Source organism: Cryobacterium frigoriphilum, assembly GCF_004403305.1.
Classification (GTDB): domain Bacteria; phylum Actinomycetota; class Actinomycetes; order Actinomycetales; family Microbacteriaceae; genus Cryobacterium; species Cryobacterium frigoriphilum.
This window is the reverse complement of sequence record NZ_SOHE01000053.1, coordinates 148,589-164,731: the sequence shown is the minus strand read 5'-3', so window position 1 is coordinate 164,731 and position 16,143 is coordinate 148,589. Positions and strand designations below refer to the sequence as shown.

Here is a 16,143-nt window from a genome sequence, read left to right as displayed (position 1 = left end):
CGCTCGTGACGCCAACTCAGCAGTAGTCAGCAGTAGAAGGCGCGCGTCGTGTCGGGTGACACGATTCGGCTCACGATGCCGCCCTGCTGCAGCAGCGCGACGCCACCGTAGGCGTTGTCTTCGCCCCAGGGGGAAGAGCCGGCGACGAGGTCGTAGACGAAGGGCCCCGTGCCATCGTTGTACTCGTCGAGGGCCAGCTCAGCGGGAAGTGCGTCGAAGAAGGCCTGGGCGTCTTCGCCCGCGGCGAAGTCGCCGCTGCTCTGCAGCCTGACGCCGTTCACGCTGGATTCGCCCAGGGTCATGACAAATCCGGCCGGCTCCCAGACATCGAGCACGAGTGCGGTGTCGCCCCAGGAATAGCGAGCGGTGACCTCGGCGCAGGCCTCCAGCTCGCCGGGAACGCTCTGCTCGGGCTCAGCGGCCAAGGCATCCGTGAGGAATGCGACGGAGGCGTCGGTGCCGTCCCTGAATGCGACGGTCGAGATCGGCTCACCGGTTGCGGTCTCGCTGGTCAGTGCCGTGCCGCTCAACTCGATGGTTGACACGGTCGGCTCCTGTGTGGGCGCCTGCGCGGTCGACGTCGAGCCCGCGGGAGTGGCTGACGGCGAGCTGCCGGGCTCCTGCGCCGAGGGGGCTGCAGCGGCGCACCCGGACAGCAGCAGTCCGAAGAGCACGAATATCGCCGACCGGGTGCCGAGGCCCGCTCGGGACCGGCCCGTGCTGCCGGGAGTGTCGCGTCGGTCAGTCCTGAGAATCATGGGGCCCCCTGTCGCCCGAGAGGTCAGGGGACGACGCTCTCTGGTCTTATAAGACTAGTGAGGCGAGGTGGCCCTGACCGCACCGGGCCGGGGAGCCAGCCTGTCAGCAAACAGTCAGGTTTGCGCAGGCGAGCTAGGGTCGTGGGATGGGGACACGTGGGATGGGCACAACGGGGCGAACCAGGTCACGATTTCTGACGATGCTGGTGGCGGTGGGCGTGCTCGCCGCCGGGCTTACCGGCTGCGCGACCGGCACATCGGGAGAACGTGAGGCAGCCGATCGCGTTCAACGGGTCGCCGAGGAACTCGGCGAAGAGCTGACCCCGCGCGTCTGGCGCGAGCGCGACGCCGAGTGGCTAGCGGCCACCCACGTGTCGCGCGCGGCTCCGGCCGATCGAACGGAATGGACGCCCGAGGTCGTGACGGTCGACGCCATCGCCTGGAGCGGCAGCACGACCGACGAGGACGGCGCGCAGATCGACGCGCGTATCCGGGTCGACGTCGCCGCCGGCGATGACGGCGACTACTGGGGCTCGTCGGCGTTCGGGCCCGGCACGGCCACGGCATGCTTTCGCTATCTGGTGTTTCGAGGTCCCCGCCCGGAGGTGGTCCCCGAGAAGATCGACTGTCCGGCCGACGCGATTGGGCCGGCCCCCGTCGCCAGCCCGCTGCCGGCGTTGCCGGAAGACGCGGAGGAGATTCTCGCGGCCGTGCTGGTCGCGGCCACGGAAGGGTCGCTCGAACATGACGTTCGGGCCGCATTTCCCGAGGACTTCATTTCGGTCGATACCGGCGCCTCGGGGGGCGAGCTGATCGCGGCCGTCGGTGTTCCCGGCGAGCGTGAGTGCACGGTGGGAGTGCGGGACGCCGCCGGCGGGGTGTACTTCGCCTGGTATGACCGGACCTGGATCGAGCCCGGAGAGCTGGGCTGCACGACGAGCATCGTGACGAGCCCGCCGCTGTAGCCCGGCACCCTTTCTGCTCTCCATGCGGCTCGCGGCTTGCGGCTGTCCGCTCTCGCTGTCGTGCTTTGCTAGTGCGGTTTACACAGTACCGTTGGAAATGTAGTACCGTGGGGTGCGTTGCAGGGGTCCGGCCTGGAACCCGAAGCGAAGGAGACCCATGGATACCACCCAACTGCTCAAGGGGGTGCTCGATGTCGCCGTGCTGGCCGTGATTCAGAAAGACGACGGCTACGGCTACGACGTCGTGCGCCGCCTGCGCGCGGCCGGCCTCGACGAGGTCGGGGACGCATCCGTCTACGGCACGCTGCGCCGGCTCTACACGGCCGGCGCGCTCTCGACCTACGTCGTGCCGAGCGACGGCGGGCCGAACCGCAAGTACTACGCGATGAATGCCGAGGGTCGCGCCATGCTCGCCGAGCAGCGCACGAACTGGACCCGGTTCGCGAGCACGCTGACCCTGCTGCTCGCCGAACCCGCCCGCCCTGCCCAGACCGAGAATTCTTCCAGCACGAACGGGGACCAGTCATGACCGACGCCACCGCAGCCACCCAGACCTCGCTCTCGATCACCGATTTTGCCGCCGCCGTGCGGGCGCAACTCGGAGACTTGCCCGCCGACGACGTCGACGACCTCACTGATGGTCTCGAAGCCGACCTCACCGAGCAGGCGGCCGATGCCACCGGGGCGGGTGCGGCCTCGCCCGAGTTGGGTGACCCGGCTGCCTACGCGGCCGAGCTGCGCGCCGCAGCCGATCTGCCGCCGCGCACCGAGCCAGGCTCAGGGGCGAAGCGGGAATCGCTGGTGCGGCGCCTGGGCGCCCGTGCCCGCAGCTGGCGAGCGGATGCCGCGCGCAGCATCCGCCTGAGCCCGGCGGGCGCGCAGCTGCTCGACTTTCTGCTCGTGCTGCGTCCGCTCTGGTGGGTGTTGCGCGGCTGGGCCGTGTACGTCGTGGCGAATATCTTCTTCGGGCAGTCCTTCGAGGTTCTTCCCAGTGATCCGATTCGGGGTATCGCCCTGCTGGCCTTCGTGACGCTCAGCGTGCAGTGGGGCCGGGGGCGCTGGCTGCCCTGGCACTGGCTGCTCGGCTTTCGCACCCTCGTGAGCGTCTGCGCGATCCTCGCCCTGCCGTGGCTGCTGTTCATCGCGGCGCACCAGATCACCGCGCAGAACTACTCGGCGGCGAACTACTACGTTCCGGACAGCGACTTTGTCATGCCCGGGCTCGTGCAGAACGGCGAGCAGGTCACCAATATCTTCGCCTACGACGCCGACGGACAGCCGGTGGACAACGTGCAGCTCTTCGACCAGAACGGCCAGCCGCTCGGCGTGGTCGACGACCCGGCGAACACGCCCTCCCTGTCGCAGTACGACGAGGCCGGCACCGAAATCGTGCTCGTGCCGAGCCGGCTGGTACCGGGCGGCAGCGGCTGGAACGTCTACCCGCTGGGTCAGGTCTCTGCGGAGGACATCGCCTACCCGTACGACGGGCTCGCGCAGTTAGAGCAGTCGGAGGCGACGCCGTTCCCGTTCGCCCAGGTGCAGCCGCTCGTGGCGGCGCCCCTGGCGGGGGATCCGACAGCGTCGCCGACCCCGACGGCAGAGCCGACGGCATCCGCTACCGATGTGCCGGTGCCGACGCCCACGCCGGCCGAGGTCTCACAGTGACCGGCGCGGCTGCCGGCGTGGACATCTCTCCGGCAGACATCGAACTGCCCGCGACCCGGTCCGTTGATATCACGGAGTGGGTGCGGGCAATGGGACGCCCGTAGCCGGGCACCGGTGCGCCGAACCGTGAGTTAAGCATCCGTTTTCGCCGGAAATCGATGCTTAACTCACGGTTCGGCGACGCGATTACTTCGACAGCAGCGCGAGCGCCTCTTCGATCACGGTCATGGCGTCGTCGATGAGCTCGTTCGAGATCACGACGGGCGGCATGATGCGCAGTACGGAGTCCCAGCTGCCGGAGTCGAGCACGATGACACCGTTCGCGACGGCGTGCGTGATCACGGCGGTGAGCGCCTCGGGGTACTGCGTGGTGGTGCCGGGGTGCACGAGCTCGACGCCGAACATGGCACCCTTGCCGCGCACGTCGCCGACGACCGAGAACTTCTGCGCCCAGTCGCCGATGCGCGCCCACATGGCCGCCTCGACGCGCTGCGCCTCGCCGATCAGGTTGTCGCGTTCGATGATCTCGAGCACCGCGAGGGCGGCCGCGGTCGAGACCGGGTTGCCGCCGAAGGTGCCGCCGATGCCGCCGGGCTGAACGGCGTCCATGATGTCGGCGCGGCCGGTGACCGCGGCGAGCGGGAACCCGCCGGCGATGCCCTTGGCCGTGGTGACGAGGTCGGGAACGACGCCGTGGTGCTCGATCGAGTACCAGGCTCCGGTGCGTGCGATACCGGCCTGAATCTCGTCGGCGACGAAGACGATGCCGTTCTCGGTGCAGAACTCGCTGATGCGCTTGAAGTAGCCGGGAGCGGGAATGACGATGCCGCCGTCGCCCTGGATCGGCTCGACGAAGAAGGCAGCGATCTCGGTCGCGCCGATGTGGGTCGTGATGTAGTCGATGGTCTTCTCGGCCGCTTCGAGGCCGGTCAGGCCGTCGCGGTACGGGTAGCTCGTCGGCACGCTGTAGATCTCGCCGGGGAACGGACCCATGCCGGCGCGTTCCGGCCAGGGCCGGTAGGTCATCGTCATGGTCAGGTTGGTGCGGCCGTGGAAGGCGTGGTCGAGGGCGACGATGGCGCGGCGGCCGGTGAACTTGCGGGCGATCTTCACCGCGTTCTCGACCGCTTCGGCGCCCGTGTTCACGAGGATGGTGTGCTTCTCGAAGTCGCCGGGGGTGATCGCGTTGAGCTTCTCGGCGACCTTCACATAGGTTGCGTACGGCGTCACGGTGAAGAGGGTGTGCATCAGCTTGCCGGCCTGAGCGGATGCGGCGGCCGCGACCTCGGGGTGGGCGTGGCCGATCGTGTTCACACCGATGCCCGAACCCAGATCGATGATCTGGTTGCCGTCTACGTCAACGAGGATCGCGCCCGCGGCGTGGTCCATGTAGATGTTGGCGAGCGTTCCGGCGCCACGGGCGACGGATGCGACACGCCTGGCCTGCAGAGCGACGGACTGCGGGCCGGGCAATTCCGTGACGAGTTTGCGTTGCTGGGGAACCGAATACGTAGCAGTCATCTGTCCACCATAGGACTGTGCGCTGGGCGTCGAGACCGCGGGCGCCCGGTTTCGGGCCCGCCGGGGCCGAACCGGGTCCCGCAAGCGGTCCCGAGCGCGGTCCCGAAACCTCGTTAGACGCGTTCGCGCGGAAAGACCCGATCGGCGAGCCGCACGAGCGGGTTCGCCGGGGTTTCGTTGTAGCTGCCGGCGAGTTCCTGGCCGGACAGCTCGTGGATGGCGGCCATGATTTCATCCGTTGCCTGACGACGCGCCTTGCCGGAGGTGGCCGGGCCGTGGGCGCTGACATCGATCGGGGTGCCAAAGCTGACGGTGACCTTGCGGATGCGCGGCACCTTCGAGCCGACCGGCTGAATCTCCTGGGTTCCCACCAGACCAACGGGCACCACCACGGCGCCGGTGGTGAGCGCGAGCCAGGCGACGCCGGTGCGGCCACGGTAGAGGCGGCCGTCGAGCGAGCGGGTGCCCTCCGGGTAGATGGCGAAGGCACCCTCGGCTTCGAGTACCGAGCGGCCCTCGTCGAGCGCCGCCTGGGCGGCCTGGCCGGCGCCGCGCTCGACACCGATCGCGCCGATCGCGGTGAAGAACGTGCGGGAAACCCAGCCCTTCATGCCGGTGCCCGTGAAGTACGTCGACTTCGCCAGGAACTGCACCCGGCGGGTGGCGACGAGTGGAATGACGATGCTGTCGATGAAGGAGAGGTGGTTGCTCGCGAGGATCACGCGGCCCGAACTCGGAATGTTCTCGCGACCCACAATGTGCGGGCGAAAGACCACCCGGGCCACGGGCGCCATGATTCCGTAGCCGAGAAAGTAGACGAAACCGGGACGTTTCACACGCGGAAGGTCGACGGAGACCTCTTGATCCTGAGGTTCTTCACTGGCACCGGTCACCCGATGACACTACCCCCCTGCGTGTGCTCCGCCCCGCCACAACCCGCCGCCGGAGCCGGGTTGCTGCCGGGATGCAGCCGGCGGCATGCGCCTAGCATGGAGGAATGCGCAGAGTAATCATCCTCGGATCCACGGGCTCGATCGGTACCCAGGCCCTCGACGTCATCAGGGCGAATCCGCAGCGGTTCGAGGTTGTCGGCCTCTCGGCCGGCCGCAACCGGGACCTGCTCGCGGAACAGGCCGCGTTCTTTCACGTCGATGACACCGCGCTCGGCGCCGACGAGGCCGAACAGCTTGTGCGTGACGTCGACGCCGACGTCGTGCTGAACGGCATCACCGGCTCGGTCGGCCTCGGCCCGACCCTCGCCGCGCTGAAGGCCGGCCGCACCCTCGCCCTGGCGAACAAGGAATCCCTGATCGTGGGCGGTGACCTGGTGAAGACCCTCGCGAAGCCCGGACAGATCGTGCCGGTGGATTCGGAGCACTCCGCGATCGCCCAGGCCCTGCTGTCGGGGACCGCAGCCGAAGTGCGGCGGCTCGTGCTGACGGCATCCGGTGGCCCGTTTCGCGGGCGCACTCGTGAATCGTTGCGTTTCGTCACGCCGGCCCAGGCGCTCGCGCACCCGACCTGGGACATGGGGCTCGTCGTCACGACCAACTCCGCGACCCTCGTGAACAAGGGCCTCGAGATCATCGAGGCGCACCTGCTGTTCGACGTGGAATATGACCGCATCGATGCCGTCGTGCACCCGCAGTCGGTCGTGCACTCGATGGTCGAGTTCGTCGACGGGTCGACGATCGCGCAGGCAAGCCCGCCCGACATGCGCCTGCCGATTTCGCTCGGCCTCGATTGGCCGAACCGGGTTGCCGCGGTCGGCACGCCGATCGACTGGACCAGCCCGCACACCTGGACCTTCGAACCGCTCGACGACCAGGCATTTCCCGCCGTGGAACTGGCCAAAAAGGTGGGCCGCGCCGGCGCAACCTATCCGGCCGTCTTCAACGCCGCGAACGAGCAGGCCGTCGCCGCTTTTCACGCGAAGCGGATCGGGTTTCTCGACATCGTCGACACGGTGCTGCGCGTCGTCGAGTCGCACGAGCAAGACGGCCCGTTGACCCGAGAGTCGCTCGTCGGCGCCGAGACGTGGGCGCGGGCCGCGGCCGACAAACTGCTCGCCTCGTAGCGCCCGACCGGCGGCAGCGTTGTGCCGGTCGGCGTGGCAGCAGTTCGTGCGCCTCACACCTGCTGGTGTGGCCATTACGTGCATTGTGTTGTGCGCCCGTGGGGTGCTCGTGCGCTTGAAAGCTGCTGGTGCGGTGGATGCGTGCACTGTGTTGTGCGCCCGTGGGGTGCTCGTGCGCCCATTAGCTGCACTCCCGGGAGCCCGTGCTCCCGAAAACTGCTCGTGCGCCTGGCCTGCCGGGTGCACGAGCAGTTTTCGGGCGCATGACCGCCATGGCCTGCAGTTTTGCGGCGCACACGCAGCTTTCGCCCGCACGGTAAGGTCCGCACGGCCAAGCCACGCTTCAGGCCCACGCTTCGGGCAACGCTTCGGACGCACACACGGGGCACGAACCGGCTCCCCACCGGCGCGTGCCAGCTGGCTCTGCGGCCTGGGCTCGTCCGCGGAGTGAGCTAGTCGTCGTCCTTGTCGTCGCAGATGCCGTCGCCGTCCTTGTCGTCGTTCGGCTTGCACTCTTTCTCGTCGTTCTTGCCCTTGTCGTCGTCGTCGTCGTCATCGTCGTCGTCAGACGTCGGCGTGGGGCTCGGCGTTGGGCTCGGGGACTCCGATGGTGTGGGCGTCGGGGTGGGCGACGGCGAGGGCGTCGAGGCCGGCACCGGCACACTCGCCTCGACGGCCGCGAGCAGGTCGGCGTTCACCGCGGTGATCGCGGCCTGAATCTCGGCGGAACGTTCCGCGGTGACCTGGCCGGCCGAGGCCGCCGTGCGCAGGTCGGCCTCGACCGCGGTGAGCAGCGACAACGCGGTCTCGTAGTCGCCCGTCGCGGCGGCGCTCGTCACGTCGAGCACGCTCGACTGCAGCCGGTCGGCCGTTGCCGATTCGAGGGCGGCCGGGGCGTTTGAGCATCCGCTCAGGGCACCGACGACGATCAGTGCCGTCGCGGCGAACAGGGTCAGGCGCGAACGGGGGCGGGTCTGGAGGCTCACGGGTTCACGCTTTCCTGAAGCTGCTGCAGGCTGGTTCCGAGCTGGCCTTCGACCGCCGGGTAGTTGGGCGGCGGCGCTACCGGCTGGATAGTCTGGGTCGCGATGAAGAGGGCGATGAGCGCCCCGAGCATCACGACCGCGATCACGACCGAACCGACGATCACGGCGCGTTTGGGCATGGCGCGCGGCTGGCTGCCGGGGGAGCGCAGCACGCCGCCACTCGCGGCGGCGGTCGGGGTTGGCGTCGGCGCGATCGATGCCGCTACCGGCGCGAGAACCGGCGCGACAACCGTCGCTGCCGTCGGCGGTGCCGGTGTGAACGGCGTCACCGGCAGCAGCAGGGTCTGGGCGGGAGCATCGCCCGCGGCCGGCAGCAGCTGCGTCGGAGCGGGCATCGCCGCGGTCGACTCCATGCCGGTGGTCGCGAGAAGCTCGGTCGCGGCGGCCGACTGGTCGACGGTGGCTGGGGCATCAGCGGGACCAGGAGTTTCGAGCGCCCGCAGGGTGAGAGCGGCTTCGGCGGCCGTCGGGCGGTCGGCGGGGTCGCGGCTCGTCATCGCGGTCAGCAGGTCCACCCAGCCGGCACCGAGGGAATCGGGCACGGAAGGTTGGCGTTGCAGGCGCGCCATCGCCGACTCCACGGCGGTGCCGGGGTAGGCCCGTTCGCCGGTGAGGCACTCGAGCAGTACGAGGCCGAGCGAGTACAGGTCGGTGGGAGATCCCAGCGCACCGCCGAGCGCTTGCTCCGGGCTCAGGTAGCTCGCCGTGCCGAGCAGCGTGCCGGTCGCGGTGAGGCGGGTCTCGTCGAGCAGTCGGGCGATGCCGAAGTCGGCGAGTTTGGCGTGCATGCTGCGGCCCGGAAACCCGCTGGCGCCCAGCAGCACGTTCGCGGGCTTGATGTCGCGGTGAATGATGCCCCGCTCATGCACGTAGTGCAGTGCTTCGGCCAGGTCGGCTCCCATGCGTGCGACGTCGGTCTGTTCGAGCGGCGGGCCGGCCTGAATTCGGGTGCGGAGGTCGGAACCATCGACGTATTCCATGACGATGAAGGTGCGCGGGGCACCGTTGATCTCGGTCGTGCCGGCGTCGTACAGGGTCACGAGCGCGAAGTGGTTCAGGCTCGCGAGCAGGGCGATCTCACCGCTCTGGCGCTCGGGACCGGCTCCGTCGAGGCTGTCGTTGCGAAAGAGCTTCACCGCGACGGTGCGGCCGAGGGCGGAATCCGCTGCTTCATAGACGGATGCCATGCCGCCGGTTCCGATCAGCCGGTCGAGTCGAAATCGGTCGGCTAAGACGGCACCGATGGCGCGGGTCGAATTCATGTCGTTCACGCTCCTATGAAACCACAGACCACCCCCAATAGAGAGGTCGGGGGCCGGTCTTGCCCGATGGCCAGCCGGTTTGCAGCTTGGGACGGATACTCTACCCAAGTGGAATCCGTGCTGCTATTCATCCTGGGCGTGCTCGTCATCGTCGTGGGCCTCGCCCTGTCGATCGGCCTGCACGAAATCGGGCATCTCGTGCCCGCGAAGCTGTTCGGGGTCAAGGTCACGCAGTACATGATCGGCTTCGGGCCGACGCTCTTCTCGAAGAAGAAGGGCGAGACCGAGTACGGCGTGAAGGCCATTCCACTCGGCGGCTATATCGCCATGATCGGCATGTTCCCGCCGCGTAACGGTGAGGGCGTTCGCAGCGCGAGCACCGGATTCTTCGACACCCTCGTGCAGGAGGGGGAACCCGCCGGTGCCCCCGTCAAGAAGCCGAGCGCCGCCGCGACGATGGTCGACGATGCCCGTCAGGCGAGCGCCGAAAGCATCGGCGAGGGCGAAGACCACCGCGCGTTCTACCGACTGCCGGTGTTCAAGCGCATCATCATCATGCTCGGCGGCCCGTTCATGAACCTGCTGATCGCCGTCGTGTTGTTTTCGGTACTGCTGATGGGCTTCGGCACCGCGCAGGCCACCACGACCCTCGGCAGCGTCAGCGAGTGCGTGCTGCCCGCCACGAGCGACCGGCAGACCTGCGAGACCGCCGACGAGGCCGCGCCAGGCGCCGCCGGCGGCCTCACGCCGGGCGACCGCCTGGTCAGCATCAACGGCCAGGCGATCGAGACCTGGGAGCAGTCGACCGAGATCATTCGCACCTCGGCCGGCGATACCCTCACCGTGGTCGTTGAACGCGACGGCAGCGAACAGACCCTCACCGTCACCCCCAAGCTGACCGAACGCTACGTGCTGAACGAAGCCGGCAAGCCCGAAACGGATGCCGCAGGCGACGCCATCACCGAAGACGTCGGTTTCGTGGGCATCGGCCCGGCCTCCGCCATGGTGCCGCAGCCCGCGTCGGCCGTACTGCCCGCGGTCGGGCAAACCATCGGCACCACGGCGAACATCATCCTCAACCTGCCGCAACGGCTGATCGACGTGGCCACGGCGGCGTTCGGCTCTGGCGAACGCGACCCGAACGGCCCGATCAGCGTCGTCGGCGTCGGCCGGATCGCCGGGGAGATCACCAGCATCGACACGATCCCGGTCGCCGACAAGGTCGCGAGCATGCTCGGTATCCTCGGCTCGGTCAACATCGCGCTGTTCGTCTTCAACCTCGTGCCACTGCTGCCGCTCGACGGCGGCCACGTCGCGGGCGCGCTGTTCGAGGGCATACGTCGCTTCTTCGCCAAGCTGTTCAAGAAGCGCGACCCTGGCCCGGTCGACATGGCCAAGCTCATGCCGCTGACCTTCGCTGTCGTCATTCTGCTCGGCGGCATGAGCCTGCTGTTGATCTACGCCGACATCGTGAAGCCCATCAGCGTCTTCGGCTAGCCGGGTTGTTCCGGCTGGCTGCGCCCCCAGCAGCTCAGCGCGGCCAACTACTCCCCGGGGCGGATGCCGGCGGCCGCTTGCGGGGAATAGCATCGAGCCATGCCACCACACTCGGATTCGGACGCGGCCTGGTATGAGCCCGCGCCCTCCGGCGGCCCGCCCGGCCTGCTCCCGCGTGCGGGCCGGCTGTGGTTTCCGGTGGTCACCTCGTTCGTGGTGCAGGTGCCGCTCGTCGCGCTGCTGACCTGGCCGACCCGAAATCGCCCTGACCGGTTCGCCGACATGCCCATGTTTCGCGGTGACGACCAGCCTTCCGGCGGTGCTGTCTTCGATGGTCTCCCCGGCCTGCAGCTCGCCGGCTGGCTGCTCGCCGTCACGCTCGCGGTCATCGGCCCACTCGCGCTCATCGGCGCCAGACGGTTCGCCGGCCCGGTCGCGGCCATCACCGCGGCGGCGGCCGGCGCCCTGATCCTGCTGCGGCCCGACCTCGGCGTGCCCGCGGTCGCCCTCGCGTTCGCGATCGCTCTCGGCATCGTGCGTGGCGCCCGCGTCTGGGTCTATACCTCCGTCGGCACCGCCTGGATCACCACGATTGCCCTCGCAGCGGTGCTCGAGCGCGATCTGCACCCCCTGCGGATCGCGGGGACCACTCTCGCGCTGGCGCTCGTGATGGCGGCCGGGGAGGGCATCCGTCACCGCCGCGACCGCTTTCGAGACCTGCGGCGCACCGCGGATGCCCGCCGGCTGTCCGCGGAACAGCGCGAGCGGGTGCGCATCGCCCGGGAACTGCACGACGTGCTCGCGCACTCCCTCTCGCAGATCAACGTGCAGGCGGGCGTCGGGCTGCACCTCATCGAGAGCCAGCCGGAGCGGGCCGCCGAGGCGCTCGCGAGCATCAAGAGTACGAGCAAGAACGCCCTCGAGGAGGTGCGCACGGTGCTCGGGATTCTGCGGTCGACGCCCGACGAGGTCGGTGCCCCGCTCGCCCCGCAGCCCGATCTGGCCGGGCTGCCCGCGCTCATCGAGTCGTTCCGGCGGCAGGGACTTGCGGTCGAGTTCACGAGTGAACTGAACGCCGCAGAGGAGAAACCGCCGGTTGCGACCCAGCTCGCGCTCTACCGAATCGTGCAGGAGGCACTCACCAATGTGCTGCGTCATGCCAGGGCGGCGTCGGTGCGGGTGCGGCTCAGCGTCGATGCCACTACCGGCACGGTTTCCGGAGGCTACCGGCTGAGCGTGACGGATGATGGTTCCCTCGCGCCCGGCGCCGGCCCGCTGCTGCCCGGCGGCGGGCTGCTCGGTATGCGCGAACGCGCCGAACTACTCGGCGGCAGCCTGCAGGTACTGCGGGTGTCGGCCGAGCAGGGCGGTGGCGTGCGGGTCGAGGCGATGATTCCGCGCCGGGAGGTCAGGCCGTGACCGACTCCGACCGGCCGGACAGCACCAGTACCAGCACCAGTACCAGCACCAGCACGCCTCGCGCGATTCGCGTCGTGATCGCCGACGACCAGCAGCTCATCCGCGCCGGCTTCGCGGCGCTGCTGGAGTCCGAGTCCGACATCGAGGTGGTCGGGCAGGCCGCGACCGGCCGACAGGCCGTCGAACTGGTGACGCGGCACCGTCCTGACGTCGTGCTCATGGACATCCGCATGCCCGATGGTGACGGACTCTGGGCGACCGAGCAGATCACGGCCGACCCGCGGCTCGCGGCCACGCACATCGTCATCGTGACGACCTTCGAGCTCGACGAGTACGTCGCCCATGCCATTCACGCCGGTGCGAGCGGATTTCTCGTCAAGGACACCGAGCCGACCGAGCTGATTCGTGCGGTGCGCGTGGTCGCGGCCGGCGACGGGCTGCTCTCGCCCGGGGTCACGCGGCGCCTGCTCGAACGGATGGCGTCGGGCCTGCGCGGCCCGACGGATGCCGCGGACAGCGCCGCACTCCACGCGCTCGCCGCGCTCACCGACCGCGAGCGTGAGGTGCTCGCCCTCGTCGGGCTCGGCCTGACCAACACCGAAATCGGTGCCCGGCTGTTTCTCAGCCCGCTCACCGCGAAGACGCACGTGTCGCGCATCATGAGCAAGCTCGCCGCCCGCGACCGGGTTCAGCTCGTGATCATGGCGTATCAGGCCGGTCTGGTGCGGGCCAGCTGGTGACGCTGCGCCCGGGGGAGTAGGCGAAGTGCCTCCCGCGGGCAGTTTCGCTTCGAGCGATTATGGACGATTCTGATTGCGACGGATGACGCATCCGTCCCGGCCCGACCGTGGGCCGGACGCTCTCGGATTGGACCCCTCATGCTGAGTACCGCACTCACGACGCTGACCACGGCCTCTACCCTGGCGCTGCGCCCCGACTGGGACGGCCGAATGGGCTACGGAATGACGATGGGCTGGGGGTGGGGCTGGCTGTTCCTGCTGATCCCGCTGTTCTGGCTCATCGTCCTGGGTATTCTGTTCGCGATCTTCGGTCGCCGCTGGCGCGGCGGCATGCGCGGTGGCCCCGGCCTGCACCCGGGGTGGCAGCAGGCGACGACGGATGCCCGCAGCGCCGAAAAAACGCTCGCCGAACGTTTCGCACAGGGCGACATTGACGAGGTCGAATACCGCGCCCGCCTTGAGGTGCTGCGTGCCAACCGGGAGACCCCGCCGACCCCCGAGTAGCCCGACGCTGACTGAGTCGCGGACTTCGCACGTTCCCCGTCGACACGACGGTGCGAAGTCCGCGACTCAGCCCACAAACGGGGTTAGCGGGAGAGCAACAGCGCCTCGCCCTGGCCGCCGCCGCCGCAGAGGGCAACGGCGGCCTTGCCGGTGCCGCGCCGGGACAGCTCGAGGGCGGCGTGCAGCGCGAGCCGACCGCCGCTCGAGCCGACCGGGTGGCCGATCGCGATCGCGCCGCCGTGCATGTTGACGACGTCGCTCGAGACTCCCAGATCCTTACTGGACTGCACGGTGACCGCGGCGAAGGCCTCGTTGATCTCGATCACGTCGAGGTCGGCGGCGCTCCAGCCCTGCTTGTCGAGCGCGCTCTGAATCGCGTTGGCCGGCTGGGAGTGCAGCGAGTTGTCGGGGCCGGCGACCTGGCCGGATGCCTCGATCACCGCGAGCCAGACCAGCCCGTTCGCCTCGGCATAGGCCCGGCTGCACACCACGACCGCGCTCGCACCGTCGCTCAGCGGCGAGGAGTTGCCGGCGGTGATGGTGCCCTCGGCCGCGAAGGCCGGCCGCAGCTTGCCGAGCGTCTCGGTGGTGCTCGCGGCCCGCACGCCCTCGTCGGCGCTGATCAGCACCGGCTCGCCCTTGCGCTGCGGAACGCTGAGCGGTGTGATCTCGTTGTCGAACAGTCCGGCGGCCGCTGCCGCGGCGGCGCGCTGGTGGGATGCCGCCGACACCTCGTCCTGCATGAGGCGGTCAATATCCAGCTTTTCGTTGGTGCGTTCGGTCGAGAGGCCCATCGAGAGGCCGTCGAAGGCATCCGTCAGCCCGTCATGCGCGGCGTGGTCGAGCATCGTGACGCTGCCGAAGGCCCAGCCCTGGCGGGAACCGGGAAGCAGGTGCGGCGCGCGGGACATGGATTCCTGACCGCCGGCGACGACAACGGTCGCCTCGCCGAGGCGCACCAGCCGGGCGGCGTCGATGATCGCGGCGAGCCCCGAGAGGCAGACCTTGTTGACGGTCATCGCCGGAACATTCCACGGGATGCCCGCGGCGATGGCGCTCTGGCGGGCCGGGTTCTGCCCGCAGCCGGCCTGAAGCACCTGGCCCATCAGCACGAAATCGACCTGGTCTGGGGCGACGCCGGCACGGGCGAGGGCCCCGGATATTGCGGCGGCGCCGAGCTGAACGGCGGTCAGGCTCGACAGCTGGCCGTTCACTTTGCCCTGCGGGGTACGGGATCCGGCGAGGATAACAACTTCAATGGCGCTCAATGGAGACTCCTTTGTCTGGGCTACTTCTTGACAATAGCGCCTCTCTCACACTAGCTTCATGACACATGAACCACCTGTCAGGTTTGGTTCAGTGTCTGTCCCACAGCGCACCACCTCCACTCGTCACCACTCGTCATTTCTCCTGCCCCGAAAGGCAAACTTCATGAGGGTAACAAAGCTGTTCCTGACCCCGGCGCTCGTCGCCATCACCGCACTCGCCCTCGTCGGCTGTGCACCGAGCGTCGCCGCCCCCGGCGCGGCCGCTGACGTCGACGCGGCCGCACAGCCCGCCGTGCAGGTAGGCATGATCACCTCCGCGACCGGACCGCTTGCCGCCTATGGGGCCGCATACACGGCCGGATTCGAAGCCGGCCTCGACTACGCGACCGACGGCACCGGTGCCGTCGACGGCCGCGAACTCGAGATCACCTGGAAGGATGACCAGGGCAACCCCGACACGGCCGTGTCTCAGGCCAAGGACCTCATCGGCCAGGGATACAAGATCCTGGCCGGCACCGTCGCATCCGGCATAGCGCTCTCGCTGGCAGAGCAGGCCGCGCAAAACGACATCCTCTACATCTCGGGCCCGGCCGCCGCCGACGCCATCACCGGCATCAACCAGAACACCTTCCGCTCCGGGCGGCAGACCTACGAAGACGTCGCGACCGCCGGAACCTTCATCGGCGACCCGAGCGGCAAGAAGATCGTCGTTTTCGCGCAGGACAACGCCTTCGGCCAGGGCAACCTCGCCGGAGTGCAGGCGGTGCTCGGGGCCAAGGGCGCCACGGTCGACGGCGTGCTGGTGGCCGAGGACGCCACCGAGTTCACCCCCTTCGCCCAGCAGCTGCTCGACGCCGATCCCGACCTGATCTTCGTGGCCTGGGCCGGTGCCTCCACGGGCGCGATGTGGACTGCGCTTCAGCAGCAGGGGGTCTTCGATGACGTTCCGGTCGTGACCGGGCTCGGAGACGTGTCGACCTACGGCGCTTACGGCGAAGCGAGCGACAAAATCAGCTTTCTCTCGCACTACTTCGCCGCGGCGACCGACAACGACGAGAGCGCGGCCATGATCAGCTACCTCGAGGCCAACGACTCCGAGGCCGACTTGTTCTCGCCCGACGGCTTCGTGGCCGCCCAGATGATCGTGCAGGCCGTGCGCGAGGGCGGCGGTGACGACGTTGGCACGATGATCGAGTCCCTCGAGGGCTACACCTTCGACTCGGTCAAGGGATCGATCACCATTCGGGCCGAAGACCACGCCGTTCTGCAGCCGATGTTCCAGGCGGCCCTGAGCCAGGGAGCCGACGGAACGTGGACGCCGAGCCTCGTCGAAACCGTCGATGCGAAGACCGTCGCTCCCGTGATCGCCGCCAAGTAGCCGGCCGGCAGTCCGCGCAGAGACCACAAGAGACGATCAGGAG

Annotated in this window: 15 protein-coding genes; 9 read left to right on the top strand and 6 right to left on the bottom strand. The window is 68.9% G+C overall.

The genetic code is table 11. The features are described from left to right. Window positions 1-26: 26 nt before the first annotated feature. Window positions 27-758 (bottom strand): hypothetical protein, encoded by a 732-nt coding sequence (locus E3T55_RS12580; protein ID WP_134519905.1) that lies wholly within the window; start codon window positions 756-758, stop codon window positions 27-29. Window positions 759-958: 200 nt separating this feature from the next. On the opposite strand from E3T55_RS12580, the gene E3T55_RS12575 reads away from it, so the two are divergent. The 3 genes from E3T55_RS12575 (at window position 959) to E3T55_RS12565 (ending at window position 3,388) form a co-directional block, all read left to right on the top strand. Further along, complete coding sequence (locus tag E3T55_RS12575) at window positions 959-1,723, top strand: hypothetical protein (RefSeq protein WP_134519904.1); 765 nt, start codon at window positions 959-961, stop codon at window positions 1,721-1,723. Between the two features lie 157 nt (window positions 1,724-1,880). After that, window positions 1,881-2,252 (top strand): PadR family transcriptional regulator, encoded by a 372-nt coding sequence (locus E3T55_RS12570; protein ID WP_134519903.1) that lies wholly within the window; start codon window positions 1,881-1,883, stop codon window positions 2,250-2,252. Beyond that, entirely contained in the window at window positions 2,249-3,388 is a 1,140-nt protein-coding gene (locus E3T55_RS12565) for an HAAS signaling domain-containing protein (protein ID WP_134519902.1), read from the top strand. The genes E3T55_RS12570 and E3T55_RS12565 overlap by 4 nt, the downstream gene beginning before the upstream one ends. Before the next feature lie 186 nt (window positions 3,389-3,574). On the opposite strand, the gene E3T55_RS12560 is transcribed toward E3T55_RS12565, so the two are convergent. Both E3T55_RS12560 and E3T55_RS12555 read right to left on the bottom strand, forming a co-directional pair. Continuing rightward, window positions 3,575-4,909, bottom strand: a complete 1,335-nt coding sequence (locus E3T55_RS12560) for an aminotransferase class III-fold pyridoxal phosphate-dependent enzyme (protein ID WP_134519901.1) — start codon at window positions 4,907-4,909, stop codon at window positions 3,575-3,577. Window positions 4,910-5,022: 113 nt separating this feature from the next. After that, window positions 5,023-5,802, bottom strand: a complete 780-nt coding sequence (locus E3T55_RS12555; RefSeq protein WP_420898002.1) for a lysophospholipid acyltransferase family protein — start codon at window positions 5,800-5,802, stop codon at window positions 5,023-5,025. A gap of 104 nt (window positions 5,803-5,906) precedes the next feature. On the opposite strand from E3T55_RS12555, the gene dxr reads away from it, so the two are divergent. After that, window positions 5,907-6,986, top strand: a complete 1,080-nt coding sequence (dxr, locus tag E3T55_RS12550; RefSeq protein WP_134519900.1) for a 1-deoxy-D-xylulose-5-phosphate reductoisomerase — start codon at window positions 5,907-5,909, stop codon at window positions 6,984-6,986. A 452-nt stretch (window positions 6,987-7,438) separates the two neighbouring features. Here dxr and E3T55_RS12545 read toward each other — a convergent pair whose 3' ends face one another. Together E3T55_RS12545 and E3T55_RS12540 are read right to left on the bottom strand one after the other, a co-directional pair. After that, entirely contained in the window at window positions 7,439-7,972 is a 534-nt protein-coding gene (locus E3T55_RS12545; protein ID WP_134519899.1) for a hypothetical protein, read from the bottom strand. Further along, window positions 7,969-9,294, bottom strand: a complete 1,326-nt coding sequence (locus E3T55_RS12540) for a serine/threonine-protein kinase (RefSeq protein WP_134519898.1) — start codon at window positions 9,292-9,294, stop codon at window positions 7,969-7,971. The genes E3T55_RS12545 and E3T55_RS12540 overlap by 4 nt, the downstream gene beginning before the upstream one ends. 108 nt (window positions 9,295-9,402) lie before the next feature. On the opposite strand from E3T55_RS12540, the gene E3T55_RS12535 reads away from it, so the two are divergent. The 4 genes from E3T55_RS12535 to E3T55_RS12520 all read left to right on the top strand — a co-directional run bounded on the left by E3T55_RS12535 (window position 9,403) and on the right by E3T55_RS12520 (window position 13,454). Continuing rightward, on the top strand, window positions 9,403-10,791 hold the full coding sequence (locus tag E3T55_RS12535; protein ID WP_241993038.1) for a M50 family metallopeptidase: 1,389 nt from the start codon (window positions 9,403-9,405) through the stop codon (window positions 10,789-10,791). 99 nt (window positions 10,792-10,890) lie between these two features. Continuing rightward, window positions 10,891-12,210 (top strand): sensor histidine kinase, encoded by a 1,320-nt coding sequence (locus tag E3T55_RS12530; RefSeq protein ID WP_134519897.1) that lies wholly within the window; start codon window positions 10,891-10,893, stop codon window positions 12,208-12,210. A 65-nt stretch (window positions 12,211-12,275) separates the two neighbouring features. Beyond that, a complete protein-coding gene (locus E3T55_RS12525; protein WP_134520046.1) occupies window positions 12,276-12,950 on the top strand; it encodes a response regulator transcription factor in 675 nt (224 codons plus the stop codon). A gap of 138 nt (window positions 12,951-13,088) precedes the next feature. Beyond that, window positions 13,089-13,454, top strand: coding sequence for an SHOCT domain-containing protein (locus tag E3T55_RS12520; RefSeq protein WP_134519896.1), 366 nt, complete (start codon window positions 13,089-13,091; stop codon window positions 13,452-13,454). A gap of 83 nt (window positions 13,455-13,537) precedes the next feature. On the opposite strand, the gene E3T55_RS12515 is transcribed toward E3T55_RS12520, so the two are convergent. Beyond that, window positions 13,538-14,722, bottom strand: a complete 1,185-nt coding sequence (locus tag E3T55_RS12515) for an acetyl-CoA C-acetyltransferase (protein ID WP_134519895.1) — start codon at window positions 14,720-14,722, stop codon at window positions 13,538-13,540. Between the two features lie 163 nt (window positions 14,723-14,885). Between E3T55_RS12515 and E3T55_RS12510 the strand changes: the two genes are divergently transcribed. Then, window positions 14,886-16,100 (top strand): substrate-binding domain-containing protein, encoded by a 1,215-nt coding sequence (locus E3T55_RS12510; protein WP_134519894.1) that lies wholly within the window; start codon window positions 14,886-14,888, stop codon window positions 16,098-16,100. The last annotated feature ends 43 nt before the right edge of the window (window positions 16,101-16,143 follow it).

Coding starts and splice junctions, on each gene's coding strand:
- E3T55_RS12580 (WP_134519905.1), bottom strand. CDS start 758: ATGATTCTCAGGACTGACCGACGCGACACTCCCGGCAGCACGGGCCGG.
- E3T55_RS12575 (WP_134519904.1), top strand. CDS start 959: ATGCTGGTGGCGGTGGGCGTGCTCGCCGCCGGGCTTACCGGCTGCGCG.
- E3T55_RS12570 (WP_134519903.1), top strand. CDS start 1,881: ATGGATACCACCCAACTGCTCAAGGGGGTGCTCGATGTCGCCGTGCTG.
- E3T55_RS12565 (WP_134519902.1), top strand. CDS start 2,249: ATGACCGACGCCACCGCAGCCACCCAGACCTCGCTCTCGATCACCGAT.
- E3T55_RS12560 (WP_134519901.1), bottom strand. CDS start 4,909: ATGACTGCTACGTATTCGGTTCCCCAGCAACGCAAACTCGTCACGGAA.
- dxr (WP_134519900.1), top strand. CDS start 5,907: ATGCGCAGAGTAATCATCCTCGGATCCACGGGCTCGATCGGTACCCAG.
- E3T55_RS12540 (WP_134519898.1), bottom strand. CDS start 9,294: ATGAATTCGACCCGCGCCATCGGTGCCGTCTTAGCCGACCGATTTCGA.
- E3T55_RS12530 (WP_134519897.1), top strand. CDS start 10,891: ATGCCACCACACTCGGATTCGGACGCGGCCTGGTATGAGCCCGCGCCC.
- E3T55_RS12520 (WP_134519896.1), top strand. CDS start 13,089: ATGCTGAGTACCGCACTCACGACGCTGACCACGGCCTCTACCCTGGCG.
- E3T55_RS12510 (WP_134519894.1), top strand. CDS start 14,886: ATGAGGGTAACAAAGCTGTTCCTGACCCCGGCGCTCGTCGCCATCACC.